General features: G+C 73.1%; 14 protein-coding genes. 5 read left to right on the forward strand and 9 right to left on the reverse strand.

What is annotated here, in order from left to right; translation table 11 throughout:
• Positions 1 to 156: 156 nt before the first annotated feature.
• Both ACIRFH_RS01380 and ACIRFH_RS01385 read right to left on the reverse strand, forming a co-directional pair.
• On the reverse strand, positions 157 to 804 hold the full coding sequence (locus ACIRFH_RS01380; protein WP_403516499.1) for a GNAT family N-acetyltransferase: 648 nt from the start codon (positions 802 to 804) through the stop codon (positions 157 to 159).
• On the reverse strand, positions 725 to 1,711 hold the full coding sequence (locus tag ACIRFH_RS01385) for an EamA family transporter (RefSeq protein ID WP_403516500.1): 987 nt from the start codon (positions 1,709 to 1,711) through the stop codon (positions 725 to 727). Before ACIRFH_RS01385 ends, ACIRFH_RS01380 begins: the two co-directional genes overlap by 80 nt.
• Before the next feature lie 96 nt (positions 1,712 to 1,807).
• On the opposite strand from ACIRFH_RS01385, the gene ACIRFH_RS01390 reads away from it, so the two are divergent.
• The 3 genes from ACIRFH_RS01390 to ACIRFH_RS01400 all read left to right on the forward strand — a co-directional run bounded on the left by ACIRFH_RS01390 (position 1,808) and on the right by ACIRFH_RS01400 (position 5,703).
• Positions 1,808 to 2,746 carry a LysR substrate-binding domain-containing protein gene (locus tag ACIRFH_RS01390; protein WP_403516501.1) on the forward strand — a complete coding sequence of 313 codons (939 nt, stop codon included), beginning with the start codon at positions 1,808 to 1,810 and terminating at the stop codon, positions 2,744 to 2,746.
• A gap of 353 nt (positions 2,747 to 3,099) precedes the next feature.
• A complete protein-coding gene (locus ACIRFH_RS01395; protein ID WP_403516502.1) occupies positions 3,100 to 4,944 on the forward strand; it encodes a glycoside hydrolase family 3 protein in 1,845 nt (614 codons plus the stop codon).
• 117 nt (positions 4,945 to 5,061) lie between these two features.
• Entirely contained in the window at positions 5,062 to 5,703 is a 642-nt protein-coding gene (locus tag ACIRFH_RS01400; RefSeq protein ID WP_403516503.1) for a hypothetical protein, read from the forward strand.
• Between the two features lie 47 nt (positions 5,704 to 5,750).
• Here ACIRFH_RS01400 and ACIRFH_RS01405 read toward each other — a convergent pair whose 3' ends face one another.
• The 4 genes from ACIRFH_RS01405 to ACIRFH_RS01420 all read right to left on the reverse strand — a co-directional run bounded on the left by ACIRFH_RS01405 (position 5,751) and on the right by ACIRFH_RS01420 (position 12,869).
• Positions 5,751 to 7,178, reverse strand: a complete 1,428-nt coding sequence (locus tag ACIRFH_RS01405) for a S28 family serine protease (protein ID WP_403516504.1) — start codon at positions 7,176 to 7,178, stop codon at positions 5,751 to 5,753.
• A gap of 95 nt (positions 7,179 to 7,273) precedes the next feature.
• Positions 7,274 to 7,669, reverse strand: coding sequence for a hypothetical protein (locus ACIRFH_RS01410; RefSeq protein ID WP_403516505.1), 396 nt, complete (start codon positions 7,667 to 7,669; stop codon positions 7,274 to 7,276).
• 87 nt (positions 7,670 to 7,756) lie between these two features.
• Positions 7,757 to 11,476: an ABC transporter ATP-binding protein gene (locus ACIRFH_RS01415; protein WP_403516506.1), complete on the reverse strand. Its 3,720-nt coding sequence runs from the start codon at positions 11,474 to 11,476 to the stop codon at positions 7,757 to 7,759.
• Positions 11,477 to 11,585: 109 nt separating this feature from the next.
• Entirely contained in the window at positions 11,586 to 12,869 is a 1,284-nt protein-coding gene (locus ACIRFH_RS01420; protein WP_403516507.1) for a HEAT repeat domain-containing protein, read from the reverse strand.
• Between the two features lie 207 nt (positions 12,870 to 13,076).
• Between ACIRFH_RS01420 and ACIRFH_RS01425 the strand changes: the two genes are divergently transcribed.
• Positions 13,077 to 13,685, forward strand: coding sequence for a hypothetical protein (locus ACIRFH_RS01425; protein ID WP_403516508.1), 609 nt, complete (start codon positions 13,077 to 13,079; stop codon positions 13,683 to 13,685).
• A 60-nt stretch (positions 13,686 to 13,745) separates the two neighbouring features.
• Here ACIRFH_RS01425 and ACIRFH_RS01430 read toward each other — a convergent pair whose 3' ends face one another.
• Positions 13,746 to 14,120: a VOC family protein gene (locus ACIRFH_RS01430; protein WP_403516509.1), complete on the reverse strand. Its 375-nt coding sequence runs from the start codon at positions 14,118 to 14,120 to the stop codon at positions 13,746 to 13,748.
• Between the two features lie 339 nt (positions 14,121 to 14,459).
• Here ACIRFH_RS01430 and ACIRFH_RS01435 point away from each other — a divergent pair, with 339 nt between their 5' ends.
• Positions 14,460 to 15,284 (forward strand): endonuclease I family protein, encoded by an 825-nt coding sequence (locus ACIRFH_RS01435; protein WP_403516510.1) that lies wholly within the window; start codon positions 14,460 to 14,462, stop codon positions 15,282 to 15,284.
• A 103-nt stretch (positions 15,285 to 15,387) separates the two neighbouring features.
• Here the strand turns inward: ACIRFH_RS01435 and ACIRFH_RS01440 are convergent, their stop codons facing one another.
• Together ACIRFH_RS01440 and ACIRFH_RS01445 are read right to left on the reverse strand one after the other, a co-directional pair.
• A complete protein-coding gene (locus tag ACIRFH_RS01440) occupies positions 15,388 to 15,729 on the reverse strand; it encodes a hypothetical protein (RefSeq protein WP_403516511.1) in 342 nt (113 codons plus the stop codon).
• Positions 15,726 to 16,070 carry a hypothetical protein gene (locus ACIRFH_RS01445; RefSeq protein ID WP_403516512.1) on the reverse strand — a complete coding sequence of 115 codons (345 nt, stop codon included), beginning with the start codon at positions 16,068 to 16,070 and terminating at the stop codon, positions 15,726 to 15,728. The genes ACIRFH_RS01440 and ACIRFH_RS01445 overlap by 4 nt, the downstream gene beginning before the upstream one ends.
• Between the last annotated feature and the right edge of the window lie 186 nt (positions 16,071 to 16,256).

A 16,256-nucleotide genomic window follows, 5' to 3' on the forward strand; every position in this document is an offset into this window, starting at 1 on the left:
CGCATTCTTCCGCCCGGAAGCCCAAGGGAGACGCTTCCCCCCAGTTACCTTGGTCATGCCCTCACTAACCGTCGGCCGACTCAGCCGGATGCGCGGCAAACGAGTGAAGGATTAACCAGACAAGTAGCCTGTCATGGCGTCCGACCATCTATGGCTTCAAGAGGATCGTGCGGTGGATTTCCCGAGCTCGCGGGACGCGACCCGGCTCTCCAGCCGGGCCCGGCACCCGGGCCACTCCGCCGCCGTGATCGAGTAGACCGCGGAGTCGCGCAGCCGTCCCTCCTCGCCCGGCACCCAGGAGCGGGACCAGTTGCGCAGGACGCCCTCGAAGCGGGCGCCGACCGACTCGATGGCCGCGCGGGAGCGGCTGTTGCGGGCGTCCGTCTTCAGGTCGACCCGCGAGACGTCCCAGACCTCGAAGGCGTGCCGGAACAGGAGCAGTTTGGCCTCGGTGTTGATGCCGGTGCCCTGGGCGGAGCGCGCCAGCCAGGTGAATCCGACCTCGACGGCGTCGAGCCGGTCCTCCGCCCGCCACGACCGCGGCTCCCAGTACGCCGTGGCGCCGACCGCCCGCCCCGTGGCGAGGGAGATCTGCGCGAACGGCGCCAGCCGTCCCGTCGCCGCCCGGGCCGCCTGGGCGTCCAGGTACGCGCCGACCTCCTCGGCCCGGGGCACCCAGGTGAACGCGTAGGTGCCGCGCTCCTCCTCCGCCGCCAGGGCGAGATCAGCCGCGTGCCGCGGACCCAACGGCTCCAGCCGTACCAGCGTGCCTTCGAGGACCGGTGCCTTCAGTGTGAACGTCACCGGCCGGATTCTTCCGCTCCGGCCCGTCGCCGTCGAACGGGTTTTCCGCGCGGCGCGGGCGGGTCACCGATGTCAGCGCCACCCCGCCCACCAGCAGGGCCGCCGCGCACCACCGCAGCGGGCTCACCGGCTCGCCCAGGAACAGGGCCGCCGACGTCATCCCGAAGACGGGGACCAGGAGGGAGAACGGCGCGACCGTCGAGGCGAGGTGGCGGCGCAGCAGCCAGCCCCAGGCGCCGAAGCCGAAGACCGTCGAGACCCAGGCGACGAACAGCAGCGTGCCCGCGCCCTGCCAGTCCAGGCCGCGCAGGGCGGCGAGGTCCCGGGAGGAGCCCTCCGTCAGCAGGGACAGGGCGAGGAGCGGCAGGACGGGGACGGTGGACACCCACACCATGAAGTTCAGCGCGTCCGGCGGGGAGGCCTTGCGGGTCAGGACGTTGGACACGCCCCAGGCGGCCGCCGCGCCGACCACCATCGCGAAGGCGCCCAGCGGGCCGGAGGCACCCTCGTCGACGGCCGCCACGCCGATGCCGGCGCAGGCCACCACCATGCCCAGCACCCGGACGCCGGTGGGGCGTTCGCCCAGGACGAGCGCCGCGATCACCGCCGTGAACACCGCCTGGATCTGCAGCACCAGCGACGACAGGCCGGCCGGCATGCCCGCGTCCATGCCGACGAAGACCAGGCCGAACTTGGCCACCCCGAGCACCAGGCCCACCGCCACGATCCACTTCCAGGCCACCTTCGGGCGGCCCACGAAGAAGACGGCGGGCAGGGCCGCCGCCAGGAAGCGCAGGGCGGAGAAGAGGAGGGGCGGGAAGTGGTCGAGGCCGATCTCGATGACCGTGAAGTTGACGCCCCAGACGGCGGCGACGAGCACGCCGAGGGCGAGGTGGGAAGGTCGCATGCGTCGAGGATCACCCGGCCCGACCATGTAGCACCAGCGATGATTGCTGCATGGTTGGATGAAGCAACGCTAATTCCTCGTGGTCCGGGAGCCGTCATGCTCGATCTGCAGCGTCTGCGCGCCCTGCACGCCGTCTCCGTGCACGGCACCGTCGCGGCGGCCGCCGCCGCGCTCGGCTTCACCCCGTCCGCCGTCTCCCAGCAGATCGCCAAGCTGGAGCGGGAGACCAGGACGGTGCTCCTGGAGCGGGAGGGCCGCGGCGTGCGGCTCACCGACGAGGCACGTCAACTGGCCGCCGCCGCCCGCGAACTGATGGCCCTCGTGGAGCGCGCGGAGACCGAGCTGGAGGAGCGGCGCGGGGTGCCGGCGGGGCGGCTGACCATCGCCGCGTTCCCCTCGGCGGCGCGCGGGCTGATGCCCCCCGTGCTGGCCGACCTGGCGGCCCGCCACCCCGCGCTGGACGCCCGGCTCGGCGAGGCCGACCCGCACCTGTCGGTGGACCTGGTGGCGAAGGGCGCCGTGGACCTCGTCGTCGCCCACGACTGGGACATCGCGCCGCTGCCCGCCGCGCCCGGCGTGGAGCAGGCGCCGATCGGCGAGGACCTGTGCGACCTGCTCGTCCCCGAGGGGCACCCCTTCGCCGGGCGCGGGGCCGTGCGGCGCGAGGAACTGGGCGGGCAGCGCTGGATCTGCCAGCCGCCCGGCCGGGTCTGCCACGACTGGCTGGTGCGGACCCTGCGGACGGTCGGGCACGAGCCGGACATCGTCCACCAGGCCGACGAGAACCCGACGCTGGTCGCCCTGGTCGCCGCCGGGCTCGGCATCGCGGTGATCCCCCGGCTGGGGCGCGGCCCGCTGCCCGCCGGCGTGGTGGAGGTGGCGCTCGACCCGATGCCCGTACGGCGGCTGTACGCGCTGTGGCGCACGGAGGCCGCCCGGCGTCCGGCGATCGCGGAGACCGTGCGCGCCCTGCGCGCGCACTGGCCGGCCGTCTCCGCGCACGCCGGTCCGTCCCCGGCACGGACGTCCCGCTGACCCCACCGGCACCGACTTCGGAAACCGGGCCCGGACCGGGAACCGGGGCCGGGCCCCGCCCGTCCAATGCGCACGTTGCCGGAAGAGTCACCACGGTGCGGTGTCGGCCTCGCTGCTGGCTGCGATCGCTGACCACCCTCTCCTCCGTACCGCGGCCGGCAGCACGCCGCCACCGGCGCGCCCCCCTCCCGAGCGCCGGTGGCGGCCCCCGAACCCTCCCCGCCCGGTCCGCGGCACGACTCCTGTGCGCTCCCTTGACTGGCAGAAACTTCCCGGATATTGGTGACTCCTTGGAAGTTTCCTTCAGCAGCCCTCCAGCGATCCCGCAGCGGATCACTCCGGAAGGAGCGCACGTGCACAACAGCAGCACGGCCGGCCCGGGAAGCACCGCACGACCCTCCAGACGCACCGTCCTCGCCGCCACCGCGGGTGTCACCGCGGCGCTCGCGGCCGGCGGCACCGCCTACGCCGGTCCGCGCCGGCCCGACGACGACAGGCTCCGCGCCCTCATCTCCCGCATGACGCTGGAGGAGAAGGTCGGCCAGCTCTTCGTGATGCGGGTCTACGGCCACTCCGCCACCGCCCCCGACCAGGCCGACATCGACGCCAACCTCAAGGAGATCGGCGTCCGCACCGCCGCCGAGCTGGTCGCCAGGTACCGGGTGGGCGGGGTCATCTACTTCGCCTGGGCGCACAACACCCGCGACCCGCGGCAGATCGCCGCCCTGTCCAACGGCATCCAGAAGGCGTCCCTGTCACTGCCGCGCGGGCTGCCGGTGCTGATCTCCACGGACCAGGAGCACGGGATAGTGGCCCGCGTGGGCGAACCGGCGACCCTGTTCCCCGGCGCGATGGCCGTCGGCGCGAACGGCTCGCGCTCCGACGCCCGCAGCCTCGGGCAGATCTCCGGCGCCGAGCTGCACGCCATGGGCATCCGGCAGGACTACTCCCCCGTGGCCGACGTGAACGTGAACCCGGCCAACCCCGTGATCGGCGTACGCTCCTTCGGCGCCGACCCCGAGGCGGTGGCCGCGCTGGTGGCCGCCGAGGTGACGGGGTACCAGCGCTCCGGCGTCGCCGCGTGCGCCAAGCACTTCCCGGGGCACGGGGACACGGCCACCGACAGCCACACCGGGCTGCCGGTCATCACGCACAGCCGCGCCCAGTGGGAGAAGCTGGACGCGCCGCCGTTCCGCGCGGCGATCGCGGCCGGCATCGACTCGATCATGACCGCCCACCTCGTGGTCCCGGCGCTCGACGGCTCCGGCGACCCGGCCACCCTCTCCCGCCCGATCCTCACCGGCATCCTGCGCGAGGAACTCGGCTACGACGGGGTCGTGGTCACCGACTCCCTCGGCATGGAGGGCGTACGGACGAAGTACGGCGACGACCGGGTGCCGGTGCTGGCGCTGAAGGCCGGGGTCGACCAGCTCCTCAACCCGCCGAACCTGGACCTCGCGTGGAACGCGGTCCTGACGGCCGTGCGCACCGGCGAGCTGACCGAGGCGCGGCTCGACGAATCGATCCTGCGCGTGCTGCGGCTGAAGGCGAAGCTCGGCCTCTTCGAGGACGCCTACACCGGGAGCCGGGACGTCGACCGCACGGTCGGCACCCGGGGGCACCTGGCCGCCGCCGACCGGATCGCCGAGCGGAGCACCACCCTGCTCGTCAACGAGGGGCGACTGCTGCCGCTGTCCCGGCGCCGGACGCCGAGGCTGCTGGTCGTCGGCGCCGATCCCGCCTCCCCGTCGGGCACGACGGGCCCGCCGACGACCACGCTCGCGGACGCCCTGGACGAACTCGGCTTCACGGCCACCGCCCTGTCCACGGGCACCGCGCCGTCCGCCGCCGTCATCGACCGGGCGGTCGCCGCCGCCGGGGACGTGGACGCGGTGGTGGTCGCCACGTACAACGTCACCGCGGGCAGCGGCCAGCGCACGCTGGTCACGCGGCTGCTGGAGACCGGGAAGCCGGTGGTGGCGGTCGCGGTCCGCAATCCGTACGACGTGGCCCAGCTGCCCGGCGTCCGGGCCTTCCTGGCCGCGTACTCGTGGACGGACGTCGAGGTGCGGGCGGCGGCCCGGGTCATCGCCGGGCGGGTCCGGCCGCGCGGGAAGCTGCCCGTACCGGTGGTGCGGGCGGACGATCCGGCGACGGTGCTGTACCCGGTCGGCCACGGCCTGTCGTACCGGGCGTAGCGCGGCCTACGTCACGCGCCGGGAGCGCCCCCCGTCACCGTGCGCAAAGCACCCGCGCGCGACTGGCGTGCGCCCGCCGCGGCGGGTCACGCTGGGCGGGGGACCCGGGGGGCTGCGATGCGTGGGAGACGGTTCACGGGCGTGCTGTGCGCGCTCTCGGCGCTGCTCGCCGGGCTGCTGGCGGGCTGTCAGGCCCCCTCGTCCGGCGGGACGGGGCCGAGCGGGCGGCTCGGCGAGCAGACGCCGGCGGCGGCCGGCCGGCCGTCCGGGTACGGGGCGGTGTTCCTGGCGGTCGACGAGTGCAGCTCGTTCGGAACGGTCGGCTTCACCGAGGTGCCGTGCGCCGGTGAGCGGGCGGCGGCCCGGGTCGTGGCCCGGCACGACGGGAAGGCGTCGGGCGGGCCGCCCTGCCCGGCGACCACCGACTTCGTCCTGCACATCAGCGAGCAGCGGCCCTCCGCCGACGAGGACGGGGACGGAGCCGTGGCCCAGGGCTACGCCTGCATGCGGTCGCTCCAGCCCCCGCACCCCGGCGATCCGGGGGGCGGGGGCGGCCCGCGCACCATCGTCGGCGACTGTCTCTACGACGCCGGCCGCGGGAAGGTCCGCGAGACCGCGTGCGACGGCGGGGGCGGGCACAGGCCCCGGTACATGGTGGCCGAGGCGGTCGCCCACCGGGACCGGTGCCCCGCCGGGACCGCCCTGTTCGTCCGCCTCGGTGACGACGAACGCCCGGTGGGCTGCGCCCGGTCGCTGTGAACGCCTGCGCGCACAGCGGCCGGACGCCGCCGGGGTGTCACGCGGTGTTACGGACGCAGCGTCGACTCGTGCCGCAGGTCCCGCTTGTCCAGCCTGGCGTCGAACGCCGCCAGCGGCCTGGCCGCCGACGGGTTCTCCTGGACGGTGGCGGAGGCGACGCCGGCCCAGTCGAGGATGCGGGCGGTGGCCAGGGCCTTCTGCTCGGGCACCAGGCCGGCGACGTTGGCGCCGTGGTTCATGCCGGGGGCGGTGAGGACGTAGGAGTCACGCGCCCCGTGGCCCAGGCGGAAGCGCTCGGCGCCCCACGGGTCGTTCTCGCCGTACACGAACAGCATGTGGCTGGCGTTGTGCCGTACCCAGGTGTCGACGTCCCGCATGGCCCACGGCTGGAACGACATCGGGATGTCCCGGGGCACGAAGTTGCGCGGCGGCTGGTAGCCGTAGCGGATGTACTTCTTCTCGATGTGCGGGAAGTGGATCGTCGGCGCCCCCAGCTGCGTGCCCGCCTGGTAGTAGTACGGCGTGTACGTGGCCAGGCCCTGGTCGGTGTAGGCGGAGAAGCCGGAGATCGTGTCGACCGACTCCCAGATCGCGTCGTCGGTGGCGTTCACGGCGTCGGCCGGGATGTCCGCGCAGTCCTTCAGGGTGCTGTACTGCCAGAAGCCCCAGACGTAGTCGAGGACGACGGCCTCGTAGGCGCGGTCCAGGCTGCCGATGGTGTCGAAGGTGTAGCCGTTGTCGGCCGCGTACGCCGCGTACCTCTTCTCCAGCGGCGCCCGGCGCACCAGCGCCTCGCGCTGCACGCCGTTCAGACGGTCGCGGCACTCCTCGGTGCCGACGGTGGCGAAGAAGCGGTCGTAGGCCGAGTCCTCCTTGTTCACCACGTCGTTGGGGGCGACGTAGGCGACGACGCCGTCCATGTCGCGCGGGTAGAACCGCTCGTAGTAGGTGGCGGTCATGCCGCCCTTGGAGCCGCCCGTGGAGATCCAGTTCTTGGAGTAGACCGGCTTGAGGGCCGTGAAGATGCGGTGCTGGTCGCTGGCCGCCTGCCAGATGTCCAGCTTGGACCAGTCGGCCGGCTGGGGCCGGGACGGGGTGAAGTAGCGGTACTCCATGGAGACCTGGTTGCCGTCCACGATCTGGGTCGGCTCGCGCCGGCTCGGGTTCGTGGAGACGTTGTAGCCGCCGGTGTAGAAGACCGTCGGGCGGTTCACGTCCTTGTGCAGCACGGTGATCCGCTGCTGGAACGTGCCCTTGGACGGATGCCGGTGGTCGACCGGCTGCGTGTAGTTCAGGACGAAGAAGCGGTAGCCGGGGTACGGCTTCTCCTCGACCAGGCTCATGCCCGGTACGGACAGCAGCCGGTCCTTGATGTCGACGGCCTTCGGCTCGGCGGCGGTGGCCGCCCCCGCCGTGCCGGCCGCGGTGCCTATGAGCACCACGAGCGCCAGCAGCCATCTGAGCGCCTTGCGCATGCACCCTCCCTGTGAAACAGATGTGCGCCGGAAGCTATCGGAGCAAGTCACCCGTGCACCAGGGGAGATGAGGAAACGGTCGGCGCGGTCCGGTCTCAGCAGAGGATCCAGCCGGAGCTGACGGCGCCCCGGTCCACCCCGCCGCGCACCCGTACGCACCGCTGTCCGGCGTGCACGGTCACCGGTCCGGCCCGGTAGGTGTAGCGCCCCGCGTCGACGACCGGCCGGCCGCCGCGCGCCTGCACGCTGACGGACATCTTCCGCTTGGTGCCCGTCTTCTTGGGGACGGTGACGGCGCAGACGTAGCCGCCGCGCTTGTAGACGAGCACGGACCCGGTGGGGAACGGCAGCGCGCGGACCTTGCGGCCCGCGCACGGCGCGGCGGCCGCCCGCACCTCGTGGGGCGCCGCGACCGCGAGGAGTCCCGCCGCGGTCAGTACGGCCGCGCCGGCCGCCAGCCGCCGGCGTATTCCGCCTCCACCCCTGCCCACGGCGACCCCTTCCGTACGGTGATCACTGACGTACGGGTGTACGGACGCGTGGGCCGGGTCGAATGGTTGCGCGAGTACGCGTGGCCGTCAGCGGGACGCGCCGACCGGCTGCTCCGGCTCGGCCGCCCCGGTGAACGTCCGCCACAGCCGCGCGTACCGCCCGTCGAGCGCCAGCAGTTCGTCGTGCGTGCCGTCCTCGACGACCCGTCCGTGGTCCATGACGACGACACGGTCCGCGCGGGCGGCCGTGGTCAGCCGGTGGGCCACGACCAGGGTCGTACGGCGGCCCGCCAGCCGGTCGGTGGCCTGGTTGACCTGCGCCTCCGTGGCCAGGTCCAGGGCCGCGGTGGCCTCGTCGAGGAGCAGGACGTCCGGGTCGACCAGTTCGGCGCGGGCCAGCGCGATCAGCTGGCGCTGCCCGGCGGAGAGGTTGCGGCCCCGCTCGGCGACCTCGTGGAGGTAGCCGCCCTCCAGCGTGGCGATCATCTCGTGGGCTCCGACGGCACGCGCCGCCGCCTCCACCTCGGCGTCGCCGGCCTCGGGACGCCCGTAGGCGATGGCGTCCCGGACGGTGCCGGGGAAGAGGTACGCCTCCTGCGGGACGACGCCCAGCCGGTGCCGGTAGGAGGTGAGGTCGAGGTCGCGCAGGTCCCGCCCGTCGACGGTGACCCGTCCCGCCGTCGGGTCGTAGAACCGGGCGACCAGCTTGACCAGCGTCGACTTGCCCGCGCCGGTCTCGCCGACGAACGCGACGGTCTGCCCGGCCGGGACGGTGAGGTCGACACCGGTGAGGGCCGGCTCGTCGTCGCCGTAGGAGAAGTGCACGTCCTCGAAGGCGATCTCGCCGCGCAGGGACGTGACCTCGGCCGGCTTCTCGGCGGCCCGGGTCGAGGTGGGCTCGCGCAGCAGCTCCTGGATCCGGCCGAGGGAGACGGTCGCCTGCTGGTAGCCGTCGAAGACCTGGGAGAGCTGCTGGACGGGAGCGAAGAACAGGTCGATGTAGAGCAGGTAGGCCACCAGCGCGCCGGTCGTCAGCGTGGCGTCGTCGATCCGCGTGCCGCCCACGACCAGCACGGCGGCCGCCGCCACCGAGGACAGCAGCTGCACGAACGGGAAGTACACCGAGATCAGCCACTGGCCGCGGACACGGGCCTCACGGTAGCTGTCGCTGCGCTCGGCGAACCGCCGCCCGCCGTCGCGCTCGCGCCGGAACGCCTGCACGATCCGCAGCCCGGCCACGGACTCCTGCAGGTCGGCGTTGACCGCCGACACCCGCTCGCGGGCCAGTTCGTACGCCTTCACGCTGGCCCGGCGGAAGAAGAACGTGCCGACGACCAGTGGCGGCAGCGTCGCGAAGACGACCAGGGCGAGCTGCACGTCGATCACCAGCAGGGCGACCATGATGCCGAAGAAGGTGACGACCGAGACGAAGGCGGTGACCAGGCCCGTCTGGAGGAACGTCGACAGCGCGTCGACGTCCGTGGTCATCCGGGTCATGATCCGGCCGGTCAGCTCGCGCTCGTAGTAGTCCAGGCCGAGCCGCTGGAGCTGGGCGAAGATCTTCAGGCGCAGGGCGTACAGGATCCGCTCGCCGGTGCGGCCGGTCATGCGGATCTCGCCGGTCTGCGCCGCCCACTGGGCGAGCACGGCGAGCAGGCCCAGCAGCGAGGCCGCCCAGACCGCGCCGAGGGCGAGCCGGGTGACGCCGTCGTCGATGCCGTGCCGGATCAGGACTGGCAGCAGCAGGCCCATGCCGGCGTCGACGGCGACCAGGGCGAGGCTGACGAGCAGCGGGCGTCCGAAGCCGCGCAGGAGGCGCCGCAGGCCGTACGACTCCTCCGGCAGCACGGCGCGGGCCTCGTCGACGTCCGGGGTGTCGGTGGCCGGGGGCAGGGCGTCGACCCGGGCGAGCAGCTCGGGCGTGGCCGGGGTGCCGGCGAGGGCGGTGTCCTTGGGTGCGCGGTCGCCGGTCCACAGCCGTGGGGTGACCCCGCGTTCGGCGTCGAACTCGGCGTCCAGCTCGTCGCGGACGGAGGTGTCCTCCCGCCGCTCGGCGGGGCGGGCGTGGCCGGGCGAGACGCCGCCGAGCTCGTCCGGGTCGGTGAGCAGGCGGCGGTAGAGCGCGGAGCGTTCCTGGAGCTCCTCGTGGGTGCCGATGTCGGCGAGGCGGCCCTGGTCGAGGACGGCGATGCGGTCGGCGAGGCCGAGGGTGGAGCGGCGGTGGGCGATCAGCAGGGTGGTGCGGCCCCGCATGACGTGGGCCAGCGCCTCGTGGATCTCGTGCTCGACACGGGCGTCCACGGCGGACGTCGCGTCGTCCAGAACCAGCAGCCTGGGATCGGTGAGGATCGCGCGGGCGAGCGCGACGCGCTGGCGCTGGCCGCCGGAGAGGGTCAGGCCGTGCTCGCCGACGGTGGTGTCGTAGCCGTCGGGCAACTCGGTGATGAACCCGTGGGCCTGCGCGGCCCGGGCGGCGGTCTCGATCTCCTCGTCGGTGGCGTCGGGGCGGCCGTAGGCGATGTTGGCGCGCACGGTGTCGGAGAAGAGGAACGAGTCCTCGGGCACGAGCCCGATCGCGGCGCGCAGCGAGTCGAGGGTCAGCTCGCGCACGTCGTGGCCGCCGACGAGGACGGCGCCGCGCGTCACGTCGTAGAAGCGCGGCAGGAGCAGGGAGACGGTGGACTTGCCGGAGCCGGAGGAGCCGACGACGGCGAGGGTCTCGCCGGAGCGGATCTCGAAGGAGAGGTCGTCGAGGACGGGCCGGTCCGGGTCGTAGCCGAAGGACACGTCGTCGAACTCGACGGTGGCGGGCGCGTCGGCCGGCAGCTCCTTGGTGCCGTCGGTCAGGGACGGCTCGGTGTCGATCAGCTCCAGTACGCGTTCGGTGCCGGCGCGGGCCTGCTGGCCGACGGTGAGGACCATGGCGAGCATGCGGACCGGGCCGACGAGCTGGGCCAGGTAGGTGGAGAAGGCGACGAACGTGCCGAGGGTGATGTGCCCGCGCACCGCCAGCCAGCCGCCGAGGGCGAGCATGGCGACCTGGCCGAGGGCGGGGACGGCCTGGAGGGCGGGGGTGTAGGTGGCGTTCAGCTTGATGGTCCGCAGCCGTCCGGCGAACAGCCTGCGCCCGACCTCCCGGAGCTTGCCGGTCTCCTGCTCCTCCTGCCCGAAGCCCTTCACGACGCGTACGCCGCTCACCGAGCCGTCGACCACGCCGGCGACGGCGGCGGCCTGGGCCTGGGCGTACCAGGTGGCGGGGTGCAGGCGGGTGCGGCTGCGCCGGGCGATGAACCACAGGGCGGGCGCGACGGCGACGGCGACGAGGGTGAGCGGCGGCGACAGCCACGCCATGATCACCAGGGAGATCAGGAAGAGCAGGACGTTCCCGATGGTCATCGGGAGCATGAACAGCAGGCTCTGGATCAGCTGGAGGTCGCTGGTCGCGCGTCCGACCACCTGGCCGGTGGACAGCTCGTCCTGCCGTCGCCCGTCGAGCCGGGTGATCGTGCCGTACATGTCCGTGCGCAGGTCGTGCTGCACGTCGAGGGCGAGCCGGCCGCCGTAGTAGCGGCGCACGTAGGTGAGGCCGTAGACGGCGAGCGCGGCGCCGATCAGGAGACCGGCCCAGGTGGCCATGGACCTGCTCTTGTCGCCGATGACGTCGTCGATGATCACCTTGGTGATCAGCGGGACGAGGGCCATGACGGCCATGCCGCCGAGGGAGGACCCGAGAGCGAGGACGACGTCCTTGGGATACCGCCAGGCGTATCCCGCCAGTCGTCGTGCCCATCCCCGTTGCGCGTCCACGCGGTGTCCTCCGGTCGGTCGTCCGTCGTCCTGCTTCACCTGATCTACCGCAAGGCACCAACACGGGCGAGCGGGGATTTCATCCCGCCGCAACATTCGGGCGGACCCCTCAGACGCGGTACGCCCCCGTTGTCGGCGGGCCCTGTTCGGCCGCGAGCGGGGTGAGGGCGACGACGCCCCGGCCGCGGACCGCGGTGCGCGGGCCCAGGGCGAAGGGGTTCGTCGCGCCCAGCCGGAGTGCGAGGTCCGGGGCCATGTACGGGGCGGTGTCCTCCCACTCGGCGTCCTCGTCGTCCTCCGCCCACTCGGCGTGCAGGGCGAGCTCCTCGGGAAGCCGCTCGCCCAGCTCGGGGATCTGCCCGCCGCCGCAGGAGGAGGCGTCGGCGCGGCGCACCACGGTCCCGTGCTCGGCCAGGGCCCAGCCCGATCCGCCGCCGTGCTCGCCGAAGTGGTACGCCTGGGCGCGGCCGTAGCGGCGGCTCAGTGCGGTGACGGCTTCGAGCACCCCGTCGGCGCGCTCCGGGTCGACGGGGTTGCACCAGGGCCCCACGATCAGCGTCCAGCCGTCCACCTCGGGGGTGACGTACACGCGGCGGTGGTCGGGCCGGTCGTCGCTGTCGTGGAGGACGACGCTGTGCCCCAGTGCGAAGGTCGCGAGCCGTTCGCCGGACAGGCCCAGGGCGCCCGTGATGCCCGTCCTGTCCCCGCCGGGGACGGCGATCCAGGAGGCGGAGCAGCCCTCCAGCGGCTCGGCCCGGTCGTCGAGCGCCTTGATCCGGATCAGCCGCGCCACGGCCGCCCGGTCCCGCTCGGACAGCGCCTCCTCGCCGCCGGCCGAGGCCAGCGCGGTGAGGACGCGGGCCCGCAGGGCCCCCGGGCCGTCGCGCCGTATCCGCCGCAGCGGTTCGAGGACGGCGTCCCCCAGCATCGGCAGCACCCACAGGGCGCGCTGCGCGACGTGGGGGTCCGGGTCGGCGAGGAGGGGGACGAGCGCCTCGATCACCGGGGCCATGTCGCCCTGGTACGCGGGGGTGCGGTCGAACATCACCGAGCACGCCGACTGGATGCCGAAGGCGGCGGACTCACGGACGGTCGCCGAGGGGTGGGACAGTGCCTCGGCATAGCGGTCGACCGCGCCCAGACCGCTGAAGGCCGCGCCCGCCCGCCGTCTCGTCTCCTCGTCGTGGGCCGCCTCCAGGGCCGCCAGCACGTCGTCATAGGCGGCCGGTCCGATGGCGTGGATGAGCAGCTTGATCTGGAACCAGTCCACCGGCGAGGACTCGTCCAGCATCTCCCGCAGCAGTGGCGGTACCACCGACCGCCCCTGGGACATCAGGGCCTCGCGAGCGTCCTGGAACTGCCGGGGGTCTCCGAGCTCCTTGATCAACTCCATGTACCGCCTCCTGCTTCGGTCCGCCAGAGGTGATCACTATGCCCGCGCACCACGGGGTGCCGCCGTGCCCCCGGTGGACCCGCCCGCCTCTGTCCCCCTTCCGAAAAAGCGTGAGCGATCCGGCCCCCACTGTCCTCTGGTCGCTCATCTGAGTGGACCGAGGACGTTCCGGTGCCGAGTGCTCACGTTTTTTCGATGCTGGGTGCCATGGAGCGCAACCCTCTCGGCACCGGGCATGTGATCAACACGGTGCGCACGCTGATGCGGGACGACGGTCTGGACGTATCCCTGGCGGCCGTCGCGCGGGCGTGCGGGGTCTCACGCAACTTCCTCTGGACGAACTGGAAGTCGGCCTCCGCCCTGCATCTGCCGGCGCTGAAGGCGGAGCTGGCTCAGGCCTTCCGCACCGCGCAGCGGACCCACCCGAGCGACGGCACCGTGCCGGGCATCATCGAGCACCTGTGTCAGGTCGTACGCGTGGTGCGGGGCCATCCGACGACGGCCGCCGTCGCGCGGACCGCCCGTGAGGCGTTCCCGCGGGTGCACGGGGCCGTGGACGGGCTGCTGGTGGGCGTCGTGACGGAACACGTCAGCGACCTGCTGCACCCGCTCGCCCCGCACGGCGGGGTGTGGAGCGATCCCGCGCTGCACGACCTGCCCTGGAAAATTCTGTGGATCGCCCGCCCCGCCGCCCTCTGCGTCGAAGCGGTCGGCGACCGGGAGTGGGAGGGCAGGCTGGACGGGGCGTTCAGAGGGCTGCTGCGCGACCTGCTCCGCCCCTGGGCCGCGGCGGGGCCGCCGGAGGAAGTCCCGTGAGGGGGCGCCGGTCCGCCCGGCCGGACGCCCCGCGGGGACGCCCGGCCGGGTGGCCACCGGTCACAGGTACGGGCGGGTGATCAGTTCGATCGCGTGGCCGGACGGGTCCTTGAAGTAGACGCCCCGGCCGCCGTGCCCGGTGTTCGTCTCGCCGGGGCGCCGCATCTGCGGGTCGGCCCAGTGCTCGATGCCGCGGTCGCACAGGCGCCGGTACGCGCGGTCGAAGAGGTCGTCGTCGACCAGGAACGCGTAGTGCTGCATCTGGATCTCGACCGGCGGCTCGGCGAACTGGAGCAGGACGCCGTCGGCCAGCTGGACGTTGGTGAACGGCCCCCAGGACGGAGCCGCGGGGGCTTCCAGCAACTCCCGGAAGAAACGGGCGGATTCCTCGCGGTCCTGGGACGCGATGATGGTGTGGTTGAACGTGGCTGCCATGCGGGTGACCTCACGGTGGGTTCGGCGCGGAAACGGGCTCGTCGTGGTGCACGAGCACGTGGAGGTCCGCGTGCCGAACCGAGGGGGCGCCTGCCGCGCACCCGGCGCGGGGTCAGCCCACCACCGGGTCGCCGATCCGTGTGTGGCCCAGGGCCGGTCCGGTGTTCACGTCGGACGACGATAGGTGACGCGGCCTCATACGGCAACAGCCCGTGGGTGGTTCGCCGTCCCGCGCCCCGTCACGCAATCGCCACCCTCCCTTCACGCCGCCGGTCGCATGCCCATGTCACTCTCTGCGGTATCACCCAGTCATCAACCCGCGTAGATCGGACACCCCACATGCTCGCGATACGCACATCCGCAGGCAGGCGGCGTCGGAGGGCGACCGCGCTGGCCGCCGCCGCCCTCGTCGGCATCGCCGCCCCCACGCTCTCGGCGACCCCGGCGACGGCCACGGCCACCGTCACCGCCGGCGACTACGACTCGACGTACTACAAGGACGCGGTCGGCAAGACGGGCGCCGCGCTCAAGTCCTCGCTCCACACGATCATCAGCGACCAGACGAAGCTCTCCTACTCGGCCGTCTGGGACGCGCTGAAGAACACCGACCAGGACCCCGCCGACAGCGGCAACGTGATCCTGCTCTACTCCGGCGTCTCGCGCAGCAAGTCGCTGAACGGCGGTGACACCGGCGACTGGAACCGCGAGCACGTCTGGGCCAAGTCGCACGGCGACTTCGGCACCTCCATCGGGCCCGGCACCGACCTGCACCACCTGCGCCCCGAGGACGTCACCGTCAACAGCGTCCGGGGCAACAAGGACTTCGACGACGGCGGCAGCGCCGTGAGCAACGGCGGCGGCAGCCTCACCGACTCCGACTCCTTCGAACCCCGCGACGCCGTCAAGGGCGACGTGGCCCGCATGATCTTCTACATGGCGGTCCGCTACGAGGGCGACGACGGCCGGCCCGACCTGGAGGTCAACAGCAGCGTGAACAACGGCAGCAAGCCGTACATCGGCAAGCTCGCCGTGCTGAAGGCGTGGAACGACGAGGACCCGCCGGACGCCTTCGAGGAGCGCCGCAACCAGGTCATCTACGACTCCTACCAGCACAACCGCAACCCGTTCGTCGACCACCCGGAGTGGGTGGAGGCGATCTGGTAGGCACTGCCGCGGCCGGACTCCCTCTTTCGCGGAGGGAGTCCGGCCCGGTTTACCGGACGTCTCCCGTCCAGAGCCGCCGCCCCAGATCGGCAAAGGGGGCGGGTCAGGTGCCGGAGTCCTCGTCGCCGCGGGGCACGGCGAGACGCTCTCCCCTGCTGCGGGCGATGCGGTGCACGTCATGGAGCGCTTCGGCCAAGCGAGCTGTCAGGTAACGGAGTTGGGGCACGGTGGCCTTGCCGTCGCCCAGAAGGTCGACGGCGTGCCCGAGAAGGTCGTCGGCCATGCCGAGCTGGACGGTTTCGACGTCGTCGGCGAGGCGCGAGAGACGGCCGGTGCCAGTGTCGTCGGTGACGAGATAGCAGGGATTGCCGTCGAGGCTGGACCAGGGGAGGAGCCGGGGCCGGCTGCCCGTGGGGGCGGGGGCGTCATGGCTCTCGTAGATCATGCCGCGACCGCCTCGGCGTCCCGGATGCGGCGCGAGCCGACGTCGGTACCGTGGATGTGCCGTGGCCCCACGTCGATGCCGTGCACGGCGAGCCAGAGGGCCCGCCGGCGGGCACACTGCCGCCCGGCTCGGGCACGTTGTTCGTGGGCGAGGAGGTAGGGGCGGACGAGCCGGGAGTCCTCGCCGCGGAGAAGGGCTTCGTGCGGGGAGGGGCGGCGGCCGGGGGCGGCCGGCGCGGGGGCGGGTCGCGCCCCTCCCTCGGCACGGTGCCGATGGCGCCCGGAGGCGGGCCACAGGAGCCGCAGCAGCGGCTCGACGAGGCGGGCGATACGGTTCAACACGTCTTCGATTCCCCTGTGGTCGAGGGCCATGCCCCGGGCCGTCGCCAACGGTCGCGGGGGTCTTCCGTGCCCGAGGGCAGGTCGACGCGCATGGACATCGCTGGGTAGCGATCCGCTCACAGAGTGAGACCGGCCGGGCTAGGCTCGCCAGGGGGTCGGAGGTGACAACGCATCTGTCACATGGGA

The sequence above is a fragment of the Streptomyces sp. NPDC093586 genome, assembly GCF_044764905.1.
Classification (GTDB): Bacteria; Actinomycetota; Actinomycetes; order Streptomycetales; family Streptomycetaceae; genus Streptomyces.